We start from the raw sequence: 25897 nt of genomic DNA on the forward strand, positions 1-25897 counted from the left end.
CATTCCGTGTCCCGCCGGCGGGACACCCACCGTATTTCCGCCCGCAGGCCGGAGATGCGCTCGGACGCTCTTGCCTTGATTCGTCTTTCCGGACGCCGATATGGTTTTGCGAGCCAATAAGTCGGTGCGGGACACGTCGGCGAACGCCTGCGTTCATTTCTGATGATGCCGTCGGAGGGGAATCGACAGTAATGTCAATCGATGTGTTGGCAGTCGACGTGAGGAAAGCCCTCGACAGCGTCGAAGAATGGCTGAACTCCTATATCACCCGGCCTCACGAGCAGCTCGGCCGGTCCGGCGCGGTGTGTCCGTTCGTGGCGCCCGCCCGCCGGGTCGACGCGGTCGAGACAACGGTCCGGCTGGTGGGCCCCGCCGCCAGTCTCCCGCTGCTCAAAGAGGTCATTCGCTGCGGGCTGGACGAGTTCGAGCAGCGCGGCTGGCGGACGTCGAACCCGGCCCTGCGGTCGCTGCTCATCGTGCTGCCGGACCTCCCGCCCGAGACGTTCGGGCTGCTCGACGAGGCGCACGCACAGGTCAAGACCGAGAGCGTGGAACGCGGCCTGATGATCGGCCAGTTCCATCCGGACTGTGACGAACCCGCGGCCCGCAACCCGGCGTTCAAGGTCAGCCGGGCACCGGTACCGCTGGTCGCGGTGCGGGCGATGGCGGTGCACGACATCCTCTTCCTGGGCGAACGGGCGGACTGGTTCGCCCAGTACGACCGCCGTTTCGGCGAGCGGTACCGGTCCCGGCCGGCCGGTATCGGCCCGCTGCTCACGACGCTGTACCACAAGGCTCTGACGCTGCACGCACCCGGAGGGACACCGGATGACCGCCGCGCGGCCGGGTGACGAGCGGGACAGCGCTGTGGTGACGCGCTGCCCCTACGGCGGCGCGGTGGACGCGCCCCCGACGGCGTACGCCGAGTACGCGGAGATGGACGCGCTTCTGGCATTGCAGCGTCCCCGTACGACGGCGGCCACCGAGCCCGGCTTCATCATCATGAGCCAGGTCATGGAACTCCTCTTCAAGTTGCTGCACACCGAATTCACGGCGGCCCGCGACCGGCTGGCCGACGACGACGTGGACGCCGCGCTGTGGGTGTTGCGCCGGGCCGCTCGGGTGCAGCAGACGGCGCTGTCGTCCTGGGACTTCTTCAGCGCGATGACGCCGGGCGAATTCGCCGAGTTCCGCGAGGTTCTGGGCACGGCCTCGGGTTTCCAGTCCGCCTCGTACCGGAGGCTGGAATTCCTGCTCGGGAACAAGGATCCGCGGATGGTCGGGCCGCATCGCGACGCGTCGAGCCATGAGGCGGTGGTGAGGCAGCTGCGCGAGCCGAGCCTGTACGACGCCGTGCTGGCCCTGCTGCGCCGTCGCGGCCTCCCCGTCGCGGACGCGGTGCTGACGCGCCCGTGCGCGGCGCCGTACGAACCTCACGACAGTGTCGAGCGGGCGTGGCGCGAGGTGTACGACCAGGGCGCCGGGCACGGCTCGCTGTTCCTCCTCGGAGAGGCGCTGACCGATGCCGCCGACTCCTTCGCCCGATGGCGCTACACGCACCTGACGGTGGTGCAGCGCGTGCTCGGGGGCAAACCCGGCACGGGCGGCACCGACGGCGTGTCGTGGCTGGAGCGCATCGCCGGCCACCGGTTCTTCCCGGAACTGTGGTCCGTGCGGTCGCTCCTGTAGGCGGGCCGCCCGGCCGCCCGTCCTTCCCCGCTGTCTCCTCATCGATCACCGACCCCACGAGGGAGCCCATCATGGCCACAGCCGGTTCCGTGGACCACGAAGACCTGACCCGGATCCTCTTCGGCGCCTCCGCCTTCCACCTGCTGCACGCAGGGTGTGAACTGGGCCTGTTCACACGGTTGTCCGAGGAGGGGCCGCTGACCGCGGAGCAGGTGTGCGCCGGTCTGAAGCTGGAGCCGCGGGCGGCACAGATCCTGCTGCTGGGCACGACCTCGCTGGGTCTGACCGTCCGCCGCGGCCACCGGTACGCCAACGCCGAGCTGATCGACTCGATGATCTCCGACGGCACGTGGAGCATCATCGAGGACATCGTGCGGTTCGAGGAGCGGATCGCCATGCCGGCCGCCGCCGACCTGGTGGAGGCGCTGCGGCAGAACACCAACGTCGGACTGCGCCGCATCCCGGGCGAGGGCGGCGACCTGTACCACCGGCTGGCGTCACAGCCGGAACTGGAGGCGCTGTTCTACCGCTGCATGCGCTCGTGGTCGCGGCTGTCCAACCCGGTCCTGGTGGACCGGGCCGATCTGAGCGGGGTGTCCCGGGTGCTGGACGTCGGTGGCGGTGACGGCGTGAACGCGATCGCGCTGGCGGAGGCGAACCCGGGGACGTCCTTCACGGTGGTCGACATGCCCGGGGCCCTCGGTATCGCCGAGCGCAGGATCGCCGAGCGCGGACTCGGCGACCGCGTCTCCGTGCGGGCGGGTGACATCTTCGCCGACGGCTTCCCGGCGGGACACGACTGCGTGCTGTTCGCCAACCAGCTCGTCATCTGGTCGCCCGAGCAGAACGCGGCCCTGCTGCAGAAGGCGTTCGACTGCCTGCCGCCGGGCGGGCAGGTGCTCATCTTCAACGCGTTTTCCGACGACACCGGGGACGGGCCGCTGTACGCAGCGCTCGACAACGTCTACTTCGCCACGCTGCCGGCGCCGGACAGCACCCTCTACCACTGGGGGCAGTACGAGGAGTGGCTGCGAGGCGCCGGGTTCCAGCGGGTCGAGCGGCTGCCGGGCGAGACGTGGACGCCGCACGGAGTGCTGCGCGCGTGGAAGTAGGGAAGAGCCGGGGAGGGTGAGGCGGCGAGGCACCTCACCCGCCCCGGCGGGCGTCAGCCGGGGAGGCTGGCCAGCGCCGCCTCGTCGAGGGCCCGGAGCACCCACTGCTCGAACTTGTCACCGGAGAGTTCGGCGGCCTGGCGCCACCGTTGCACCCGCTCGGCCGGGGCGCTGAGCTTCGGCAGATAGTCCGTCGGTGGTTCGCTCTTGCCCTCGCGCTGCCGGTGGGAGCGTATGTTGCGGCGCAGTTCGTTGCGTGACCAGTTGAACTCGTCGGCCAGGTCCAGCCACTTGTCCTGCTCGCCGGGCGGCAGGGAACTCACCTCGGCGTGGTGTTGGAAGCTCAGCGTCTCGCGGCGGCGACTCAGTTCGAACTTGCGGGCGACCCAGGCGTAGTTGCGCAGCGTCTGGTAGTCCAGGCCGCAGGCCTCGATCGCCCGCAGATACCGGTCCGAGAACTCCTCCTGTCCGTACACCAGCCAGTCGCCGAGGCACCAGGACGAGGAGTCGACGATGCGTGAGATCTGCGAACCGACGTGCTGCCATCGTTCGAAGGTGAGGGCCTCGGGGATCCTCAGGCCGACGCGTGTCGTGAGGATGTCCTTGCCTTGCCGCTCTCCGTCGGTTCTGTTTCTCCGAAGGGGCGCGCTGGTACGCGGGCGGCTGCGCTGAGCGCGGTCCACGGAGTGCTGCATACGAACCTCTCTTCCGGCGTTGTTCATGCCTCTGGGGTGCAGAAGCCGCATGGTTGAGGTGATTCGGGCGACGGACGCGACAAAGCGTCGGCTGGGCGCAGGATGCCGACTGCGGCCGTGCGCCGGAGCAGCCGAACGCTGAGAAGGGGCGTTCGGCTCGTATGGGGGGCTTCGCGAGGGCGGCTGAACGGGGGCGATGTGGAGGTCCGACCCCGCCGCTGCGAAATATGCGTTAGAGACCGCGATATCTCGGACGGTTCTGATTTCCGAAGATGATCAATACCAAAGGAAACACCCCCGTTGAAATTTTGACCAGGCAAACGAGCCAGGGAAACCGTGTCGCCACCTGCGGGGCGACACGAACTGGCTATGCCACGCACATATTATCCGATCAGTGCCGACGACGGGGGTGAGCGTAGCAAGAAAATTGCGCTCACCCGCGTGAGGAGAATCGTTTGGCTCGATAGGGATCCGCGGTCTTGACGGCGCAGGCAAACGAACGACCGGGACGCGCCGGCGGGCGGCGCGTCCCGGTCGGGGAGCGGTGGTTCAGGAGGCCTGGGTCTGCGCCTCCGCCAGGCGCTCCTGCGCCTCGGCGAGGTCCTCCGCGGTGGGGGCGTCGTCCTGGGTGAGCTTCAGGCGCCAGCAGCCGGAGAACTCGATCCGGCTCTTGGCCATGCCGCGGTCGTCCACCAGGTGCCGCCGCATCCGGCGTACCAGACCGGCCTCGCCGGCGATCCAGGCGAACCCCTCGCCGTCGGGCAGCGAGGCGGCCCGCAGGGCGTCGGCCAGCGCCTCGCTGTGCCCCGGCTCGGTCGCACCTCGGTGCAGCCACGTCGTGCTCAGCTCGGCCTCGGTGCGGAACGACTGCTCGTCGGCCGCCTCCTGGACCTCGACGAACGCCAGCGCCCGCTTGCCGGCCGGCAGGCTTTCGATGATGGTCGCCATGCCGGGGACGGCGGTGTCGTCACCGGCCAGCAGCACCCAGTCGGCCTCCGCGAGCGAGGCGGACAGGGGCTTGGGGCGGGCGAAGTAGTCGCTGGGCCCGAACACACCCAGACAGTCGCCCTCCTGTGCCTCCATCGCCCACCGCGTGGCCGGTCCGGCGTGCCGGTGCAGGACGAAGTCGAAGGTGAGGGAGTCCGTGGCCGGGTCGTGCGCGCGGATCGTGTAACTGCGCATCCACGGCCGCTCGTCCTCGGGGGTGGCGCTGAAGGCCTGGTACCACGACGTGAGGTCGGTGGTCTCGGTGACGTCCGGCAGCACCGGCCGGGACTGTCCGGGGCGCGGGAAGTAGAGCTTGACCTGCTGGTCGGGTTCCGTCAGGGAAAAGCCCCGGACATCGTCGCCGGTGAGAGTGATGCGTGCCATGTGGGGGGTGATCTGCTCTGTCCGGCTGACGTGCAGGAGCCAGATCGGCAAGCTGTTCATGGATTCCTTCGCGCGATCGGGGCGGATGGCGAGGGGGGCATCACCCGTCCGGCGCCGCCGCCCCGGTTGTGACGTCTCCCCCCACCCTCATTTCCCACAACACTTTACGGCATAAGGAGCTAGCGGCGCAGGCCCGCGGGGAGCACCGGTCAGTCCCGGCCATCGGGGTGTGCGGCGAGTTTCTCCCCGACCAGCCGGCCGATCGCCTCCAGCGAGACCTCCCGGTTCAGCAGGGTGCCGTGCTCGCCGGGCAGGCCGTGCCGCTCGATGCGCCCCTCCACCCAGGGCATCCACGCCCGGTGCGTCCGAGCCGGGTCCTGCTGGTCGGCGACGGTCAGCAGCAGCAGGTCGCCGCTCAGGCGCTCGGGGCGGTAGTCGATGAGCAGACGCGTGTTGTTGGCGGAGATCTCCATGATCGCCCGCAGCTGCTCCTCCCCGAGGCTCGCCAGCGCGCTGCCCCGCTGCCGCAGGATCTCCTGGGTGCGCTCGAACGTCAGCCGTTCCCCCTCACCGAGTGCGAACGACTCGTCGACGAGCCCCACGAGATAGGCGAGATGCTCGTGCAGATCCTCCTCGTCCAGTTCGGGCACGTCGTCATGGGTCAGCCCCTTCCAGCCCGGGCAGGCGTCCACGACGGCGAGCACCCCCACCCGCTCCCCCCGCCGCCGCAGCTCCACGGCCACCGCGTGGGCCGCCACCCCGCCGAACGACCAGCCGAGCAGGTGGTAGGGGCCCGCGGGCTGGACCCGCTGGATCTCGTCGGCGTAGTCGGCCGCCATCGCCTCCAGCGTGTCCGGGAGGGGCTCCGGCTTGCCCAGACCGCGCGCCTGGAGCCCGTAGACCGGCCGCTCGGGGTCGAGATGCCTCAGCAGACCGGCGTACGACCAGCTGATGCCGCCGCCGGGATGCACACAGAACAGCGCCTCCCGCTCACCTCGCGGGCGCAGCGGCAGCAGCACCTCGTAGCCGTCGCCGGGGGCGCCGGACCGGAGGCGTCCCGCCATGCCGGACGGGGTCGGCGTCTCGAACAGCGCACGCATCCCCACGTCCACGCCGAAGGCCGCGCGGATCCGGGCCTTGAGCCGGGCCGCCAGCAGCGAGTGGCCGCCCAACTGGAAGAAGTCGTCGTCGACACGGACCCGGGGCAGACCCAGCACCTCGGCGAACAGCGCGCACATCAGCTCCTCCTGCGGCAGCCGCGGTGCACGGCCGTCCGGACCGGAGCCGAGATCCGGGGCGGGCAGCGCCGAACGGTCCAGCTTGCCGTTGCCGGTCAGCGGCAGCCGGCTGAGCGGCACCACCGCGGCGGGCACCATGTACTCCGGCAAGTGCCGCCGGGCGTGGTCGAGCACGCTGCTCACCAGCGCGCCCGCCGCCCGAGCGGTCAGCGGCGCCCACGCCCAACGGGACAGCGGCGTAGCGGTGCCCAGCGGGGACCGCGGCCGGTACAGATCCACCACCGGGTGGGCGGGCTCCGGCTCGGTGAACACCACGTCCAGGCGGCCGGGGTCGGCCGACCAGGTCACGTGCACGGCGAACCCGAGGCGTGCGGCCAGCTCGTCGAACGCCGCGAGCGGCGGGGCGTCGCCCGCGACCACCGGGTCCTGCTCGTGGATCGCGGCCTCGACGGCGGCGTCCTCGACCAGGCGCTCGTTCGGCACCCCGGTGACCCGCAGCGGCACCCGCTCCCGGCGCAGCCTCTCCTCCAGCCCGGCCGCGCCTCCCGCCTCGTCCCAGGCGACGAAGGGCATCTCGCGCGCCGAGGTGAGCGGCTCACCGCCCTCCTTGAAGAGCGTGACGTCGTAGCGGTACCGCGTCAGCTCGTTGTGGAAGGCGCCCCGCTTGACCTCGACGCGGGCTCCCGCGAGGCCGCCGACGTGCTCGCCCAGCGCGGTGAACAGCTCGGGCGCGACGAGCAGTTCCTTCTCCATCACCAGGGCGCGTTCGACAGCCCGCCGCAGGCTCGCGCGGTCGTGCCGGTCGTGCACCTTGTGCGCCAGCGCCGCGGAGGTGAGCATGCGGTGCAGACGCAGGTCGCGTACGTCGCCGAGGAACAGGGCGCCGCCCGGAGCGAGCAGCCGCAGGGCCGACTCGATCACCCGCAGCAGATACTCGCCGCTCGGGAAGTACTGCACGATCGAGTTCAGCACCACCGTGTCGAAGTGCCCCTGCGGCAGATCCCCGACGTCATGGGCGGCCAGCACCCGCAGCCGCACCCGGTCGCGCAGCTCCGGATCACCGGCCACGTGTCCGCGCAGCGTCTCCACGACCGCGGGGGAGAAGTCCGTGGCCCAGTACTCCCGCGCGTCACGGGCGAGCCGCGACAGCAGCAGACCCGTACCGGCGCCGATCTCCAGCACCCGGCGCGGACGCAGCCGCCGGACGCGTGCGACGGTCTCGCGACGCCACTCCCGCATCTCCTCCAGGGGGATGGGCGCGGCGTCGTAGCTGCTGTTCCAGCCGGAGAAGTCCTCGCCGAACGCGGCCGTCGGCGCGGCGTACAGGGACTCGTAGATCCCCTGCCAGGCCTGCACCTGGTCCTGCTCGGCCGACTCGTCGTGCCCCGCGGCGTCCGGGTCGGCGACCACGTACGCCACCAGGCGCGGGTCGGCCGGCCGGTCCTCGCGGACCAGCACCGCCGCCTGCCCCACGCCGGGATGGCGCAGCAGCACGCTCTCCACCTCACCCGGCTCGACCCGGAATCCGCGCAGCTTGACCTGGTCGTCGCCGCGCCCCACGTAGTCCAGCGCGCCGTCCGCCGTCCACCGCACCAGGTCCCCGGTCCGGTACATGCGCGCGCCCGGCTTGCCGAACGGGTCGGCGACGAACCGCCGCGCGGTCAGCTCCGCCCGGCCCGTGTAGCCGCGGGCGAGACCGGTCCCCGCGATGTACAGCTCGCCGACCACCCCGGGCGGGACCGGGCGCAGCTCCGGATCCAGCACGTACAGCCGGGTGTTGGCCATCGGGCGGCCGACCGGCACCGACGTGGCGTCGGCGGGCAGCGCGTCGACCGGCCAGCTCGCGGCGAAGGTGGTCGTCTCCGTCGGCCCGTACCCGTTGACGACGACCAGGCCGGGGCAGACCGCCAGCACCGTGCGCACCGCGTGCGCCGACACCGCCTCGCCGCCCGTCCACACCTGCCGGGCCCCGGCCAGGCACTGGGGCATGCTCTCGGCGACCAGGGTGAACAGGGAACTGGTCAGCCACAGACCGGTGACCCGCTGCCGCACGATCGTGTCGGCGAGCGCGTGCAGGTCGAGTTCGCCGTCCGGGCCGATCACCACGGTGCCGCCGGTGAGCAGCGGCACCCACAGCTCGTACGTCGAGGCGTCGAAGGCCGGTGAGGAGTGCAGCAGCACCCGCCGCTGGGCTCCGGTGCGCCAGCGCGGGTCGGCCGCCAGCTCGGCCACGTTGCGGTGGGTGACCCCGATGCCCTTGGGGCTCCCCGTGGAGCCGGAGGTGTACATGATGTACGCCAGATCGTCCGGGCCCGGCCGGCCGGCCGGGCCCGGGACGGGCGCCCCCTCCTGCGGTACGAACCCGTCACCGAGGTCGGTGCCGACCAGGACGACCGTCGTGCCCTCGGGCAGCGACTCCGGCGCCGGCGTGCGGTCGGTGACCAGGACCCGGGCCCCCGTCTCGGCCAGCACCATACGGGTCCGGGCCGCCGGATAGCGCGGATCCAGCGGCACGTAGGCGGCACCCGCCTTGAGGATGCCGAGGACCGCGGCGACCAGGCCGGGGGAACGTGGCATGAGCAGCGCCACCGTACTCGCCCGGCGCACACCGCGCCGCGCCAGCACCGCCGCCACGTCCCCGGCGGCGTCGCGCAGCGCGCGGTAGCCGATCTCGCGGTCGCCGTGCACCAGGGCCGGTGCGTCCGGGCACTCGGCCGCCTGGGCGTCGAACAGCTCCGGCAGCCCGGCCTCGGCCGCGGGCCGGTCGGTGTCGTTGTGCCGCTCCAGCAGCAGGCTCTCCCGCGCGGTGAGCAGATCGGCCGCACCGATCGTCCGGTGCGGCGCCGCCACCAACGACGTCAGCAGCCGCACCCAGCGGTCGAACAGACCGGTCACCGTGCCGGCGTCGTACAGGTCGCTCGCGTACTCGACGACACCGCTGATGCCCTGCGCGCCGCCCGTGTCGTCGAGATGCTCCGACAGGCTGAAGAACAGGTCGAACTTGGCGGAGCCGGTGCGCCCCGGTTCGATGTCGACGCGCAGCCCGGGCAGCCGGAAGGAACCGGCCGGCGCGTTCTGCAGCGCCAGCATCGTCTGGAACAGCGGGTGCCGGCCGAGGGAGCGCGGCGGGTTGAGCCTCTCCACCAGGTACTCGAACGGCACGTCCTGATGGGCGTACGCGCCCAGGGCGGTGTCGCGCACCCGGGCTATCAGTTCCCGGAAGCTCGGCCGCCCCGAGGTGTCGGTGCGCAGCACCAGCGTGTTGACGAAGAAGCCCACCAGATCGTCGAGTTCCTGGTCGGTGCGCCCGGCGATCGGGCTGCCGATCGGGATGTCCGCGCTGCCGCTCAGGCGGGACAGCAGCGCCGCGAGCCCGGCCTGGAGCACCATGAACACCGTCGCGCCGGACTCCCGGGCCAGTTCCGCGATCCGCCGGTGCAGCTCCGCGTCGATACCGACCCTGACGTAGTCGCCCCGGTAGGAGGCCACGGCCGGCCGCGGACGGTCGGTGGGCAGCCGCAGCTCCTCCGGCAGGGCGCGCAGGCGCCGCACCCAGTAGTCGAGCTGGGTGGCGAAAAGGCTGTCCGCGTCGCCCCGGTCGCCCAGCAACTCGTTCTGCCACAGCGTGTAGTCGGCGTACTGCACCGGCAGCGCCGCCCACGACGGGGCCTCGCCCCGGCACCGCGCGTCGTACGCCCGGGCCAGGTCGCGGGCCAGCGGGTTCAGCGACCAGCCGTCACCGGCGATGTGGTGCACCACCAGCAGCAGCACGTGCTCCTCGGCGGACAGCGCGAACAGGTGCACCCGCAGGGGCGGTTCGGCGGACAGGTCGAAGCCCTGGCGGGCGGCGGAATCGAGCCGCGCGGACAGGCCCTCCTGGTCGGTGCCCACCGCCTCCACCGCGGGAGCCGCCTCCGCCGGGTCCAGCACCCGCTGCCACGGCACCCCGCCGCTCTCCGGGAAGACCGTGCGCAGGCTCTCGTGGCGCGTCACCACGTCGGCCAGGGCCGCCCGCAGTGCGCTCCGGTCCAGGGACCCGGTCAGGCGCAGCGCGAGCGGGATGTTGTACGTCGGGCCGGGCCCCTCCAGCTTGTGGATGAACCACAGCCTGCGCTGGGCGAACGACAGCGGCAGCCGCTCGGGCCGGGCCCGGCGGGCGAGCCGCAGCCGGCTCGGCGCCGCGGTGTCCACCCGGGCGGCCACCGCCGCCGGGGTGGCGTTCTCGAACAGCGCCCGCAGGGCCAGTTCCACGCCGAACGTGGCCCGGATCGCGGCGATCAGCCGGGTGGCGAGCAGCGAGTGCCCGCCCAGCTCGAAGAAGCTGTCGTCGGCACCCACCCGGGGCAGCCCCAGGACCTGCGCGAACAGATCGCACGCGATCTGCTCCTGCGGGGTGCGCGGATCGCGGCCGGTGCCGCCCGCGGTCAGCGTCGGCGCGGGCAGCGCGGCCCGGTTCAGCTTGCCGTTGGCGGTCAGCGGAAGCGCGCTGACCGGCACGAACGCGCTCGGCACCATCGAGGCCGGCAGCGTCCGTTCCACGTGCCGGCGCAGCCGCGCCATCAGCGCGCCGCTGGTGCGCGGCACCATGGGGTCACTGGTGAGAGCCGACAGCCTGGTGCGCGGACCGAGCGCGGACACCGGCGGACAGGTGCCCGTGAGCGGGGCGTCCCCGCGGGCCAGCACGAAGTCGACCAGCCGCGGATGCGTCGACCACGCCGCCGCCGTGCGGTAGCCCAGCTCCGTACCCAGCCGGTGCAGATCCGCCAGGTCCACGGTGCGCGCGGGCACCACCGGGCTGTCACCGGTGCGCATCGCCTCGGCCAGCGCCAGCTCGGCCGCGACCCGGTCGTTCGGGACACCGGTCAGCCGCAGCCGCTCCGGGCGCCGCTCGGCGAGATGCGCGCGGACGGCCGCCAGGTCCCCGAACTCGTCCCAGGGCACCGCGGGGGCGTCGCCGACATCGGTCGTGGGCGCGTCCCGGTGGTGCAGCGTCACGTCGTAGCGGTAGCGGCTCAGCTCGTTGTCGTAGGAACCCTCTTTCAGCGACACGCCCACCGCTGCGATGTCCGGGAGGCGCTCGGCGACCGCGGCGAAGTAGTCCGGGTCGACGAGGAGTTCCTTCTCCGTCATCAGGTCGTGCTCGACCTCGCGGCGCAGCGCGGCGAGGTCCACAGGCCCGGACATCCGGTGCGCGTGGACGCCGGCCTTCAGGGCCCGCAGCAGCCGCACGTTGCGCACGTCGCCGACGAACAGCGTGCCGCCGGGCGCCAGCAGGCGGGCGGCGTTGGTGAGGACCTCGGTCAGGTAGTCGGTGCCGGGGAAGTACTGCACGACGGAGTTCAGCACGATCGTGTCGAAGTGCCCGGCGGGCAGCCCGCTCGCGTCGTGCGCCGCCTGGACCCGCAGTGTGACCCGCTCGCGCAGCGCCGCGTCGGCCGCCACGTGCCGGCCCAGTTCCCCGACGACGTGCTCGGAGAAGTCGGTGCCCCAGTACTCCGCGCAGTGCGGCGCGATCCGGGACAGCAGCAGGCCCGTGCCCACACCGAGTTCCAGCACCCGGCGCGGCCTGAGGCCGAGGATCCGCCCCACCGTGTGCTCCCGCCACTCCCGCATCTCCGGCAGCGGGATGGGCTCACCGGTGTAGCTGCTGTTCCAGCTGGCGAAGTCCTCGCCGAACGGCGCCTCGGCGGCGCCCGCGTACACCGAGTCGTACAGCAGCCGCCAGTCCTCCAGCTGGTGCCGTGGCGCGCCGTCCTCGCGCGACTCCGGCGCGGCGCCGGGCACGACGTACGCCACCAGCCGCCGGTCGCCGGGCCGGTCCTCGCGCACGGTGACGGCGGCCTGCCGCACCCCGGGCTGCCCGTCGAGGACGCGTTCGATCTCGCCGGGCTCGATCCGGAAGCCACGCAGTTTGACCTGGTCGTCGGCGCGGCCGGCGAACTCCAGCTGCCCGTCGCGGGTCCAGCGGGCCCGGTCGCCGGTGCGGTACATCCGCTCACCCGGCGCCCCGTGCCGGCAGGCCACGAAACGGGAGGCCGTCAGGCCCGCCCGGCGCAGATATCCGTGGGCCAGACCGGTCCCGGCGAGATACAGGTCCCCGACCACACCGGGCGGCACCGGCCGCAGGCGCGCGTCGAGCACGTACGCCCGGGTGTTGTCGATCGGCGTGCCGATCAGCGGGGGCCGCGTCCCCGTCGCCCGGGCGGCGGTGGACCAGATCGTCGTCTCGGTCGGCCCGTACAGGTTCAGCACCTCGCCCAGCTCCGCCAGGTCCGCCGCCAGCCGCTCGGGCAGCGCCTCGCCGCCGGTGAGGATGCGCAGGCCCCGCAGCGGCGCCGGGTCGTGCGCCACCAGCGTCTGCCACAGCGACGGCGTCGCCTGCATGACGGTGATCCCCTGCGCCGACAACCGCTCCAGCAGGGCCGACGGCTGCCGCACCACGTCGCGGGGAGCGAGGACGACCCGGGCGCCCCGCAGCAGCGGCAGCCAGATCTCCAGGGCGGCGATGTCGAACGAGACCGTGGTGACGGCCAGCAGCCGGTCCTCCGGGGTGAGCGGCACCAGCCGCCCCATCGCGTGCAGGAAGTTCGCCAGCGCCTCGTGCGGGACGACCACACCCTTGGGGGTGCCGGTCGACCCCGAGGTGTACAGGACGTACGCCGGCTGCCGCGGCGCGACGTGGACCTGGGGCGGGGCGGCCGGGCGCGCCCGCAGGGCCGCGGTCGTCCCCGGGTCGTCCAGCGTGATCCGCGCGAGGCCGCCGGCGTCCGGCACGAGCCTGCCGGCGGCCAGGGTGGTCAGCAGCACCGCCGGCCGGGCGTCGCGCAGCATGAACTCCAGCCGGGACACCGGGTACTCGGTGTCGAGCGGCAGATAGGCCGCGCCGGTCCGCAGCACCGCCAGCAGCGCGACGGGCAGCACCTCCGTGCGCGGCAGCGCCAGCGCGACCACCGTGCCCGGCCCGCCGCCGTGCGCCAGGATCTCCCCGGCCAGCCGGTTCGCCCGCTCGTCCAGCTCGCGGTACGTCAGCGTGGCACCGTCGGCCACCACGGCGACGGCGTCGGGCGCCGCCGCCACCCGCTCCTCCAGCAGCCTCGGCAACGGCTGCGGCGAGACCGGCACCGAGGTGTCGTTCCACCCGCGCAGCACCTGCTCACGCTCGGGGGCCGTCAGCACGTCGACGTCGGCGACCGGCCGGTCCGGGGCGTTCGCCACGGCGACCAGCAGCCGCCGCCAGCGTGCGAACAGGGCGCGGACCGTGGCCGGTTCGTACAGGTCGCCGGCGTACTCGACCGCGCCCTCGATGCCGGCCGGCGCGCCGTCCTCCGTCTTGCGCTCCACCAGGCTGAAGAACAGGTCGAACTTGGCGGTGCCGGTGCGCGCCTGGGAGACGGTGACCTCCAGACCCGGCAGCCCGAACCGGCCCTCCGGCGCGTTCTGCAAGGCCAGCATCACCTGGAACAACGGGTGATGGGCCAGCGAGCGGGCAGGGTTGAGCACCTCCACCAGGTACTCGAACGGCACGTCCTGGTGGGCGTAGGCGTTCAGCGCCGTGTCCCGCACCCGCCGCAGCAGCTGGGTGAACGTCGGGTCGCCGGAGGTGTCGGTGCGCAGCACCAGGGTGTTGACGAAGAATCCGATCAGATCGTCCATGGCCTGGTCGGTGCGCCCGGCGATCGGGCTGCCGACCGGGATGTCCGTGCCGCAGCCCATCCGCGTCATCAGCGCGGCCAGCCCGGCCTGGAGCACCATGAACACGGTGGTGCCGTTGCGCCGGGCCAGCTCGGCGAGGGCGCGGTGCAGATCCGCGTCCAGCCCCACCTCGACATAGTCGCCGGCGTACGACGCGGCCGCCGGGCGCGGCCGGTCGCCCGGCAGCGTCACCTGCTCGGGCAGTCCCTCCAGCGTGGCCCGCCAGTAGGCGACCTGCCGGGCGAGCAGGCTGTCGTCGTTGTCGTGCTCGCCGAGCAGGTCGTTCTGCCAGAGGGTGTAGTCGGCGTACTGGACCGGCAGGGGGCGCCAGGCGGGTTCCCCGCCCTCGGAGCGCGCGGCGTAGGCACGGGTGAGGTCGGCCGCCAGCGGACTCAAGGACCAGCCGTCGCCGGCGATGTGGTGCAGCACCAGGAGCAGCACATGGTCGTGGGGCGCGAGCGCGAACAGCTCGGCCCGCACCGGGCACTCGGCGTCCAGCCGGAACGCGTGCCGGGCCGCCGCGGTGAGCCGGCCCGGCAGGCTCTCCTCGGTGGCCGCCGTGACGGGCAGCGGCGGGACGGCCCGCTCGGGGGCGAGCACACGCTGGGTGGGGACGCCGCCGGTCTCCGGGAAGAGGGTGCGCAGGCTCTCGTGGCGGGCGACGACGTCGCCGAGGGCGGCCCGCAGGGCAGCGTGGTCGAGAGCTCCGGTGAAGCGCAGCGCGAGCGGGATGTTGTACGTCGCGCTCGGCCCCTCCAGCTGGTGCAGGAACCACAGCCGCCGCTGGGCGAACGACAGCGGCAGCACCTCCGGACGGTCCCGCCGGGTCAGGGCCGGGCGGGCCGGGCCGCTGTCGTCCAGCCGCTGCGCCAGGCCGGCCGGGGTGCGGGCCTCGAAGACGGCGCGCACTCCGGGCTCGGCGCCGAAGGTGGCGCGGATCCGGGCGGCGAGCCGGGTGGCGAGCAGTGAGTGGCCGCCCAGGTCGAAGAAGTCGTCGTCGGCCCCGACCCGGGGCAGGCCCAGGACCTGCGCGAAGAGATCGCACAGGATCTGCTCCTGCGGGGTGTGGGGGTCGCGGCCGGCCCCGGTCCGGGTGAGGTCCGGGGCGGGCAGGGCGGCGCGGTCGAGCTTGCCGTTGGGGGTGAGGGGCAGGGCGGGGAGAGCAACGACCGCCGCGGGCACCATGTAGTCGGGCAGCCGGTCGCGCAGGAAGCCGCGCAGGTCGTGCGGGTCCGGCGCGCGGTCCGCGACGGGCACCGCGTAGGCCACCAGCCGCTGGTCGCCGGGCCGGTCCTGACGCACGAGGACGGTGGCCTGCGCCACGTCGGCGTGCTCGGTCAGGGCGGTCTCGATCTCGCCGGGCTCGATGCGGAAGCCGCGGACCTTGAGCTGGTCGTCGGCGCGGCCCAGGAACTCCAGGTGGCCGTCCGGCGTCCAGCGGGCGAGGTCACCGGTGCGGTACATGCGCTGGCCGGGCCGGCCGTACGGGTCGGCGACGAACCGCTGGGCGGTCAGGGCGGGCCGGTTGAGGTAGCCGCGGGCCAGACCGGCGGTGTTGGTGTACAGCTCGCCGGCGGCGCCGGGCGGCACCGGGCGCAGGGCGTGGTCCAGCAGGTAGACGCGCACGTTGTCGACGGGCCGGCCCAGCGGTGCGGCGGCGGGCCAGGCCGCGGGGTCGTCGGGCAGGGTGTGGGCGGTGAGGACCTGGGCCTCGGTGGGCCCGTAGTGGTTGTGCAGACGGCGAGGGGTGCGCTCGTGGAAGGCGCGCATCTGTCGGCTCAGGGGCAGCGCCTCACCGGCCTGCGCGATCTGCCCCAGCGACGGCACGCGCAGTCCCGCCTCGCCGGCCGCCTCGGCGAGGGACTCCAGGACGGTGCTGGGGGCGAAGATCTCGTTCACCCGGTGCTCGGTGAGCCAGGCGGCGAAGCGCCGCGGGTCGCGGCGGGTGTCCTCGTCGGGCACCACCAGCGTCTTGCCGAACAGCAGCGCGGAGAGGACTTCCTGCACCGACACGTCGAAACTGATCGCGGTGAACTGCGCGGTCCGGGTGCCCGGGCCGCCGCCGAGCTGGCCGTGGTGCCAGCGCAGCATGTTCGCCACGCCCAGCCCGGTCATCTGCACCGCCTTCGGCCGGCCCGTCGACCCCGAGGTGTAGATGACGTACGCCGGGCTCGCGAGCGTCAGCGGCCCCGGCCGCTCGGCGGGGCGGGGGTCGCTGTCCGGGCTGTCCGAGATGAGGGCGGCGGTGCGCGGATCGTCCAGGACCAGCAGGGGAGTCGGGTCGTCGTCCGGTATCGCGGACCGGGTGACGGCACTGGTGAGCAGCACGGCCGGGCGGGCGTCGTCAAGCATGTACCGGATGCGCGTGGCCGGGTGGTCCGGGTCGAGCGGCAGATGCGCGGCGCCCGCCTTGACGACGGCCAGCAGCGCGACGATGTGGGCGGGCGAGCGCGGCAGGGCGAGCGCGACGATGCTCTCCGGTCCGACACCGCGCCGGATCAGGGCGTGCGCGAGCCGGTTGGCGCGCCGGTTCAGCTCCGCGTACGAGAGGGTCTCGTCGCCGAAGCGGACGGCGGGCGCGTCCGGGGTCGCGGCGACCTGCGCCTGGAACCAGTCCGGCAACAGCGGCAGTTCACCGCCGCGCCGGGTGTCGTTCCAGGTCTCCAGCAGCAGACGGCGCTCCTCGGCGCTGGTCACGTCGACCCGGCCGGTGAGCGTGCCGGGGTCCTCGGCGACAGCGGTGAGGACCATGCGCAGCCGGTCCAGGAGCGCCTGCGCGGTCGCCCGGTCGAACAGGTCGTCGCGGTAGTCCAGCCGCAGGTACAGCCGCCGGCCCGGTGCGGCGACGAGGGTGAGCGGATAGTGGGTGGCGTCCCGGCCGCGCTCCAGGGCCGGGGAGACCCGCACCTCGGTGCCGAGCCCGGCGGCGACGTCCTGGGCGGGCCCGTCCCACGGGTAGTTCTCGAACACCATCATCGTGTCGAACAACTCCGGCACACCCGCCGACCGCTGGATGTCCGACAGCCCCAGATGGTGGTGTGCGGTCAGCGCGGACTGGGCGCGCTGCACCTCGCCGATCAGTTCCGACAACGACCGCTCCGGCGCGACCCGGACCCGTACCGGAACGATGTTGATGAACAGCCCCACCATCGACTCGACGCCGGGCAGCTGTGGCGTGCGGCCGGAGACGATGGCACCGAACACCACGTCCCGGTGCCCGGTCGTACGGCTCAGCGCGAGCCCCCACGCGGCCTGGAGCAGCGTGTTCACCGTCACCCCGAGCCCCTGCGCCCGCGCCCGCAGCGCCGCGGTCAGCTCCTCCGGCGCCTCGGTCACCACCCGTTCGGGCAGCCGGGGGACGCGCGCCGGATCGGCCGGGGCCAGCCGGGTCGCCTGGTCCACACCGGCCAGCTCCCGCCGCCACGCCTCCTCGGCCGCTGCCTGGTCCTGGCGGCCCAGCCAGGCCAGATAGTCCCGGAACGGCGTCACCCGCGGCAGGGCGGCGGTGTCCCCGCCCCCGGCGTACAGGGTGAACAGCTCCCGCACCACGATCGGCGTCGACCAGCCGTCCAGCAGGATGTGATGGCTGGTCAGCAGCAGGCAGTGCCGCTCCGCCCCGAGCCGGACCAGAGTGAACCGCAGCAGCGGGGGCCGCGACAGGTCGAAGCGGCGGTGGTGGTCCTCCCGGCCCAGCTGGTCCAGTTCGGTGCGCGCCTCCGCCTCAGGCAGCCCGCTCAGGTCCACTTCGGTCCACGGCACGGTCACCTCGGCCGGGATCAACTGCACCGGCTGACCGTCCGTCACCTGCGGGAAGGCCGCGCGCAGGTTGGGATGCCGGGCCACCAGTGCCTGTGCCGCGGCGCGCAGCCGCCGCGCATCCAGCGGACCCGTGAGGTCGAAGACCTGCTGCACCATGTACACATCGGGACCGTCCACGTCGTACAGCGCGTGGAAGAGCATGCCCTCCTGCATCGGAGTCAGCGGGAGGATGTCGACCAGATTGCCGCGGGTCATTACCGAGTCCTCCACATGTCCTCGAGCTGTTCGACGTCGTGCTGAGCGAGTCCGATGAGCGGGAAGTCGGACGGGGTGAAGCCGCCGTCCCCCTGCTCGGAGCCGTGCCGTGCCAGACCGCGCAGGGCCTGGAACCAGTACTCCGCGACGGCCCGGGCGTCGGCCTCGGGCCACATCCCCGGAGCCCACCGCCAGGTCGCCGTCAGGCGTGGCCCGTCCGGGTGGTCGCGCACCGCCGCATCGACCTCCAGGCCGTGTGCCAGGGGGAGGGCGGAGTCGCTGCCGCCGACCAGTCCGATCTCACCGGCCACCCGCCACTCGGGGTGCTCCCGGACGATCGGGGTGCCGGGCGCCGGGAACCGGCCCACGTAGTTGAAGCCGACCTGCGGCACGGCCGCACCGGCCAGCTCCGCCGCGGTGCCGGGGTTCAGGTAGCGCAGCAGGCCGAACCCCCGGCCGTGCGCGGGGACGGCGCGCATCTGTTCCTTGACCCGTTTGACCGCGGCTCCCGTTCCGGGCGCACCGGCGGTCACGTCCTCCCACGCGTGCGTTCCGGGGTCGAGCCGGACCGGGTACAGGCTGGTGAACCAGCCCACCGTGCGGGACAGATCGGCCCCGCTGCCGTCCTCGTCGCGGCCGTGCCCCTCCACGTCGATGAGGACGGCGCCGCCCTCACCGCGGCCCCGCTCGCGGCGGAAGTGGCCGAGCGCCAGGGACAGCGCGGCCAGCAGCACGTCCTGTACCCCGGCGTGGAACGCGGCCGGCACGCTGGTGAGCAGGGGTTCGGTGATGTCGGGCGGCAGGGTGCCGGTGCACTGGGCGGCGGTGCCGGTCACGTCCTGCGCCCGGTCGAGGGCGCGTGCGGTCAGCAGGGGGTCCGGCTCCCCTACCGTCCGTGTCCACCAGGCCAGTTCGCCCACCGTCCCGGGCTGCCGGGCCCGGGTGTGCAGGGTGCGTGACCAGGTGCGCACGGACGTGCCGACGGGGGGCGGCGGGGTCCCGTCCAGCGCGGCCAGCAGGTCCGGCACCAGGATGCGCCAGGAGACCCCGTCGACGGCGAGGTGGTGGATCACCATCAGCAGCCTGCCCTCCCGGCCGGGCCCGGCGTCCAGCCAGACGAACTGGGCCATCCGGCCGTCCCGGGGCGAGAGCCGGTCCGTCGCGGCCTCGGCCTCACGCTCGACGGCCGTCCGCAGGGCGTCGGCGGACCGCTCGTGGGTGCCGGCCGCACGGTCCGGGCCGGTGGAGGGCAGTTCCACCACATGGACCAGGCCGGCCGGGTCGACGTGGTCCGCGGGGCGGATCTCCAGAGCCCAGCGGTCCGTGCCCGGCCCGTCCGTGAGGCGGGCGCGCAGGGCGGCGTGCCGGTCGGTCAGCGCGCCGACGGCGGCGGTGAGCCGTTCCCGGTCCAGCCGGCGGGGTGTCCGCAGCAGCAGGGACTGGGAGAACCGGTCGACCGGCCCGCCGCGGTCCTGGAGCCAGCACATGATCGGGGTGGGCGGGACCGGTCCGTCGCCCGGCCCGGAGTCGTCCTCGGCCGGGGCCGGTGCCGTCAGATCGCCGACGGCTTCCGCCAGGCGCGCGGCCGTCCGGTGCTCGAAGACGTCCCGCACGCCGGCGTCCAGACCGGCGGCGCGGGCCTGGGAGACCAGCCGGATCGAGAGGATGCTGTCGCCCCCGAGGGCGAAGAAGTCGTCGTCGGCGCCGACCGGGTCCAGGCCGAGCACCTGGGAGAACAGCTCGCACAGCAGCTTCTCCCGGGGTGTGCCGGGGTCCCGGCGGCCGGTCACGGGCAGGACGGGGTCAGGCAGGGCGGCCCGGTCGACCTTGCCGTTGGGGGTCAGAGGGAGCGCGGGGAGCGGGACGAAGGCCGCGGGAACCATGTAGTCGGGCAGCCGCTCGGCGGCGTACGCGCGCAGCGCGGCCGGGCCGGCCTCTGTCACCGGGTAGGCGACCAGCCGTACCCCGCCGGTGTGGTCCGGGCGGGCCAGCACGGCGGCGCGGACCACGTCCGGATGCCCGGTGAGCACCGCCTCGATCTCGCCCGGCTCGATGCGGAACCCGCGGATCTTGACCTGGTCGTCCGAGCGCCCCGCGAACTCCAGTACGCCCGCGCCGTTCCAGCGCACCAGGTCGCCGGTGCGGTACATGCGGGCGCCGGGCGGTCCGAACGGGTCGGGGACGAACCGCCCCGCGGTCAGCGCGGGCTGCCCGAGGTAACCGCGGGCCAGCCCCGACCCGGCGATGTACAGCTCGCCGACGACTCCCTCGGGCACCGGGCGCAGACCCGCGTCCAGGACATGAGTCCGGGTACCGGCCAGCGGCCGGCCGATCGGCACCGCCGGGGCGTCCGGGGCGAGCTCGCGCACGGGGTGGCTGGTGGCGAAGGTGGTGGTCTCCGTGGGGCCGTAGCCGTTGACCACCACCGTCCCGGGGCAGGCGGCCGACACCCGGCCGACTGCGGCCGGGGACAGCGCCTCGCCACCCGCCCACACCTGCCGGACCGCCGCGAAGCAGCCGGGGTCGTGCTCGGCCATCACGTCGAACAGGGCCGCGGTCAGCCACAGACCGGTGACCCGTGATCCGGTGATCAGCCCGGCCAGCGCCGGCACGTCCAGGTCGCCGGGCGGCGCCACCACCACCTGGCCGCCGCGCAGCAGCGGCACCCACAGTTCGTAGGTGGACGCGTCGAAGGCCGGCGGCGAGTGGAGCAGCACCCGGTCGTGCGCGGCGTCCGACCAGCAGGGGTCCGAGGCGAGCGCGGCCACGTTGGCGTGGGTGACGACGATGCCCTTGGGCCGTCCCGTCGAGCCCGAGGTGTACATGACGTAGGCGGCGTCGGCGGGTGCCGCCGGGACGCGGGGGTCGGCCGCCGGTCCGGCCGCCAGCCCGGCGACCGTGGCCGGGTCGTCGAGTGCGAGGCGGGGGACGCCGTCGGGCGCGGGTGCGCCCCTGGTGGTGAGCAGCAGCGCGGGCCGGGTGTCGCGCACGATCAGCCCGGTCCGCGCCGCGGGGTGCCGGGGGTCGAGGGGGACGTAGGCGGCGCCCGCCTTGAGTACCGCCAGGATCGCCACCACCGCGTCGACGGACCGCTCCAGGCGCAGCGCGACCGCGTCGCCCCGCCGCACGCCGCGGGCCCGCAGCAGGTGGGCGAGCCGGTTGGCCCGGGCGTTCAGGTCCGAGCGGGTCAGCTCGGTGTCCCCGGCGACCAGCGCCACCGCGTCCGGTTCCGCCGCGGCGCACGCCTCGAACAGCGCGGGCAGCGTCGTCTCCGGCACCGGCTGGTCGGGCCCGGTGCCGTGGCGCAGGATCCGCTGCCGCTGCGCCGGGGTCAGCAGGTCGACGCCGGTGACGGGGGCCTCGGGGTCGGCGACCGCGGCATCGAGCAGCCGGACCCAGCGGTCCCACAGGGTCAGCACCGATTCCGGTTCGAACAGGTCGTCGGCGTACTCGACGAGCCCGTGGATTCCGGCCGGCCGTCCGTCGCCGTCGTACTCCTCGGTGAGGCTGAGGAACAGGTCGAACTTGGCGGTGCCGGTGCGGCCCAGCTCCGAGCGCACCCGGAGGCCGGGCAGGTCGAAGGTGGCGTCCGTGGCGTTCTGGAGTCCCAGCACGACCTGGAAGAGCGGATGGTGGGACAGGGACCGTGACGGGCTGAGGACATCGACCAGGTGCTCGAACGGCACGTCCTGGTGGGCGTGGGCGGCCAGCGCGGTCTCCCGCACCCTGGCCACCAGTTCGGCGAACGACGGGTTGCCCGCGGTGTCGGTGCGGATCACCTGGGTGTTGACGAAGAGCCCCACCAGGTCGTCGAGCGCCTGGTCGGTGCGCCCGGCGATCGGCGTGCCGACGGGGATGTCCGTGCCGGCGCCGAGCCGGGACAGCAGGGCCGCGAGTCCCGCCATGAGCACCATGAAGAGGCTGGCGTTCGCGGCCCGTGCCGTCTTCAGCAGCCGCCGGTGCAGGTCCGCGTCGATCCCGGCGGCGAGGTAGTCGCCCCGGTGCGAGGCGATCGCGGGCCGCGGGCGGTCGGTGGGCAGGGCGAGGCACTCCGGAAGTCCGGCCAACTGCCGCCGCCAGTAGGCGACCTGGGCGGCGAACAGGCTGTCGGCATCCTCCGGGTCGCCGAGCAGGTCGCGCTGCCACAGGGTGTAGTCGGCGTACTGCACCGGCAGTTCGGGCAGTTCGGGCCGCTCGCCCCGGCAGCGGGCGCCGTAGGCGGCCGCCAGGTCCCGGGAGAGCGGGCCCATCGACCAGCCGTCCGCGGCGATGTGGTGCAGGACGAGCAGCAGGACGTGCTCGTCGGCCGGGAGACTGATCAGTTCGGCCCGCAGGGGCGGCTCGGTGGCGAGGTCGAACCGGCGGCGCACCGCCTCGGTCACCTGGTCCGGCAACTCCGCCGGATCAGCGCCGCGTTCGGTGAACGGCGTCTCGACGCTCGGCAGTACGACCTGGTACGGAACGCCGTCCCGCTCGCGGACGACCGTGCGCAGGCTCTCGTGCCGGGCCACGACGTCGCCGAGGGCGGCGCGCAGCGCGGCCCGGTCCAGCGGGCCGGACAGCCGCAGCACGAACGGGGTGTTGTAGGTGGCGTCCGGCCCGTCCAGTCGGTGCAGGAACCACAGCCGCTTCTGCGCGAACGACAGCGGCAGCGGCCGCGGGCGGGTGCGCCGGACCAGCGGCGGGCGGGCCGGTGCGGCGTCGTCCAGCAGCCGGGCGAGCGCGGCCGGTGTCGCCGCCTCGAACAGGGCGCGCAGGCTCAGCTCGACGCCGTACGCCGTGCGCAGCCGGGCGGTCAGCCGGGTGGCCAGCACCGAATGGCCGCCCAGGTCGAAGAAGTTGTCGTCGGCCCCGACCCGGTCCACGCCGAGGACCTCGGCGAACAGATCGCACACGACCTGCTCGCGCGGGGTCCGGGCCGGCCGGTGCGGGCCGCGCGCCGACGCCCGGTCCGGGGTGGGCAGCGCGGCCCGGTCCAGCTTCCCGTTCGGGGTGAGGGGCAGCCGGTCGAGCGGGACCACGGCGGCCGGCACCATGTGTTCCGGCAGCCGGTCACGGACGAACGCGCGCAGTTCCTCCGGCCGCCCCCCGGCTCCCGCGGCGGGCACCACATAGGCGACCAGCCGGTCGTCGTCGAGGCGGTCCCGGCGCACCAGCACGGCGACCTGGGCGACGCCCTCGTGCTCGGCCAGGACCGCCTCGATCTCGCCGGGTTCGATGCGGAACCCGCGGACCTTCACCTGGTCGTCGGACCGGCCCAGGTACTCCAGCAGCCCGTCGTCGGTCCGGCGGGCGATGTCCCCGGTGCGGTACATCCGGGTGCCGGGCGGCCCGTAGGGGTCGGCGACGAAACGCTGCCCGGTCAGGCCCGGGCGGCGCAGATAGCCGCGGGCCAGTCCGGCGCCGGCCACGTACAGTTCGCCGGGCACACCGGGCGGCACGGGGCGCAGACCCGGGTCCAGCACGTAGGTGCGCAGGTCGCCCAGGCCGGTGCCGATGACGCTCGTCTCCGTGGCGGCCGCCCGGTCGCGGTCCAGGTCCAGCCGGGTGACGTGCACGGTGGTCTCGGTGATGCCGTACATGTTGACCAGCGCCGGCGCGGTGTCGGGGTGACGCTCGTACCAGGGGCGCAGCCGGTCCGGGCGCAGTGCCTCACCGCCGAAGACGACCGTGCGCAGGGAGAGGCGGTCGCCGACCCCGGGCTCCTCGCGGTCGGCCTGCATCAGCTGGTAGAAGGCGGACGGCGTCTGGTTGAGCACGGTCACGCCCTCGTCGGCCAGCAGCCGCAGGAGCCGCGCCGGTGTACGGCTGACGTCGTACGGGACGACGACCAGGCGGCCCCCGTGCAGCAGCGCCCCCCAGATCTCCCAGGTGGAGAAGTCGAACGCGGCGGAGTGGAACAGGGTCCACACGTCCCGCTCGTCGAAGGCGAACCGCTCCCGGGTGGTGTCGAACAGGCGGGCCACGTTCTGGTGGGTGACCACGACGCCTTTGGGCCGGCCGGTGGAGCCCGAGGTGTAGATGACGTACGCGGGATGCTCGGGTGTCAGCGGGTGGGCCCGGTCGCCGTCGGCGGGGTCGGTCGCCGGCTGCGCGCCGAGCAGCGTGGCCGTGGCGGTCTCGTCCAGGACGAGCGCGGGCGCGCCGGACGGCAGCGAGGGCGCGGTGTCCTGGTCGGTGACCACCAGTACCGGGGCGGCATCCGCCACCATGAACGCCAGCCGGGCGGCCGGATAGGCCGGATCCAGCGGCAGGTAGGCGGCGCCCGTCTTGGTGACGGCGAGCAGCGCGACGATCAGTTCGACGGACCGGGGCAGGGCCACCGCGACGGTCTTCTCCGGCCCGGCGCCCCGGGCGATCAGCAGGCGCGCGAGCCGGTTGGCCCGGTTGTTCAGCTCCGCGTAGGACAGCCGGGTGCCGCCCAGGGAGACGGCGGTGGCGTCCGGGCCCAGCGCCGCTCGCGCCTGGAACAGCTCCGGCAGGGTGGCGCGGCGCTCCGGGGCCGCGGCGGCCGGGGCCGGCAGGAGGGTGCGGCGCTCCGCGGCGGTCAGCAGGTCGAACCGGCCGACCGGGGAGTCCGGGTCGGCCTCGGTCACCGCGTTCAGCAGGGACACGAACCGGTCCCGGTGGGCCGTCAGCGTCTGCCGGTCGCAGACCTCGGGGTGGGCGGTCAGGTCGATCTGCAGGCCTGAGCCGTCCCGCCGGTCCCACACGGCGATCGCCAGGTCGCCCACCAGACCGGAGGACAGGTTGTGCACGGTCGCGGGATGTACGCCGAACCGCAGGTCGTAGTCGAACGACATGACGTTGACCAGCGGCGCGTACCGGGAGGCGGCCGCGTCCGGCAGCGCGATGTCCCGGTGCACGTCCTCGCCCCGGTAGCGCTGGTGGGCCACCACGTCACGGACCCGGTCGCTCACCTCGCGCAGCAGCCCGGCGACGCTCAGGTCCGGCCGCACCGGCACCCGCAGCGGCAGGACGTTGGAGGTCATGCCGGGGGTCTGGCGCACGACGACATCCGTGCGCGCGGCGACGGGCAGGCCCACCACCACGTCATCGGCACCCGTCATCCGGTGCACGTACGCCGTGGCCGCCGCGATCGCCAGCTGGGACCACGGCACCCTGGCCCGGCGGGTGATCTCCCGGATGCGCTCCAGACGGTCCTGGCCGAGCCGGGTGGTGCTGCGCAGCAGCCCGGCCGGCGTGCTCCGCGACGGCACCACGAGCCGGGGCGTCTGCGGCCGGTCGGCGAACAGGCCGGTCCAGAACGCCCGGTCCCGGGCGAACTGTTCGGAGGAGCGGTAGACGGTGTCGCTGTGGACCAGCCGGCGCAGGGAGCCGAACGGCGACGGGTCGCACGGCCGCCCCTCGGCGAACGCGGTGTACACCGCCGCCACCCGCCGGGCGATGAGCTGGGCGCCGAACGCGTCCATGACGATGTGGTGGTAACTGTGGTACCAGATGTGGCAGTCGTCCCCGAGCCCGATCAACGCGTGCCGGAACAGCGGCCCGCGGGCGAGGTCCATCGGCCTGCGGATGTCCTCGCGCATCCACGCCGTCGCCGCGCCCGACGGGTCCGGCCGGCCGGCGACGTCGACGTACGGCAGCGGCCAGTCGGCCACCCGCCCTGCGGTCTGCCGGGCGTCGTCGCCGGATTCGGCGAACCGGACGTGCAGTGCGTCGGCTTCGCCGACCGTCTGCCGCAGCGCCCGTTCGAAGAGGGTGGTGTCGAGCGGGCCGTCGATCCGCACGTATTCCCCGACCCGGTAGACGCTGTTCGTCGATTCGAGGCGCTGCTCGGCGAACCAGATCTCACGCTGTGCGGCCGACAGGGGCAGAATCGCACCATCGGGCTCACGACCAGACAATGTTCAGCCTCCGGTTGCGTAGCGCCGCCTTATTTCGATACGTCGGCGGGAAGAATGCAAACGGTTGTTGTGCGAATCGGTGTTCCCGCTGTCCGGGCACCGCCCGAACCTAACACGGCGGTTCACGGAGTCAATGTGGTGAGCAGGGCCGCGGGCAGCTCGGCTGTCCCGCCGGCGGGACACTGAATTTGTGCCTGGTGCGCCCATAATCACCCTGC

Annotated in this window: 7 protein-coding genes; 3 read left to right on the plus strand and 4 right to left on the minus strand. The window is 73.7% G+C overall.

All coding sequences use genetic code 11. From position 1 onward, the window contains the following. Positions 1–206: 206 nt before the first annotated feature. From ACFU3E_RS04095 to ACFU3E_RS04105, 3 genes are all read left to right on the plus strand, one after another. A complete protein-coding gene (locus ACFU3E_RS04095) occupies positions 207–851 on the plus strand; it encodes a DUF6875 domain-containing protein (RefSeq protein WP_384151664.1) in 645 nt (214 codons plus the stop codon). Continuing rightward, complete coding sequence (locus ACFU3E_RS04100; RefSeq protein ID WP_384151667.1) at positions 829–1689, plus strand: tryptophan 2,3-dioxygenase; 861 nt, start codon at positions 829–831, stop codon at positions 1687–1689. The genes ACFU3E_RS04095 and ACFU3E_RS04100 overlap by 23 nt, the downstream gene beginning before the upstream one ends. Before the next feature lie 71 nt (positions 1690–1760). Continuing rightward, on the plus strand, positions 1761–2801 hold the full coding sequence (locus tag ACFU3E_RS04105; RefSeq protein ID WP_384151670.1) for a methyltransferase: 1041 nt from the start codon (positions 1761–1763) through the stop codon (positions 2799–2801). A 53-nt stretch (positions 2802–2854) separates the two neighbouring features. Here the strand turns inward: ACFU3E_RS04105 and ACFU3E_RS04110 are convergent, their stop codons facing one another. From ACFU3E_RS04110 to ACFU3E_RS04125, 4 genes are all read right to left on the minus strand, one after another. Beyond that, entirely contained in the window at positions 2855–3496 is a 642-nt protein-coding gene (locus tag ACFU3E_RS04110) for an LmbU family transcriptional regulator (RefSeq protein WP_384151673.1), read from the minus strand. A 549-nt stretch (positions 3497–4045) separates the two neighbouring features. Next, positions 4046–4927, minus strand: coding sequence for a siderophore-interacting protein (locus tag ACFU3E_RS04115; protein WP_384151676.1), 882 nt, complete (start codon positions 4925–4927; stop codon positions 4046–4048). Between the two features lie 149 nt (positions 4928–5076). Next, entirely contained in the window at positions 5077–17811 is a 12735-nt protein-coding gene (locus tag ACFU3E_RS04120; RefSeq protein WP_384151679.1) for an amino acid adenylation domain-containing protein, read from the minus strand. Continuing rightward, on the minus strand, positions 17811–25679 hold the full coding sequence (locus tag ACFU3E_RS04125; protein WP_384151682.1) for an amino acid adenylation domain-containing protein: 7869 nt from the start codon (positions 25677–25679) through the stop codon (positions 17811–17813). Before ACFU3E_RS04125 ends, ACFU3E_RS04120 begins: the two co-directional genes overlap by 1 nt. Between the last annotated feature and the right edge of the window lie 218 nt (positions 25680–25897).

Source organism: Streptomyces sp. NPDC057424, assembly GCF_042803315.1.
In the GTDB taxonomy this organism is placed as follows: domain Bacteria; phylum Actinomycetota; class Actinomycetes; order Streptomycetales; family Streptomycetaceae; genus Streptomyces.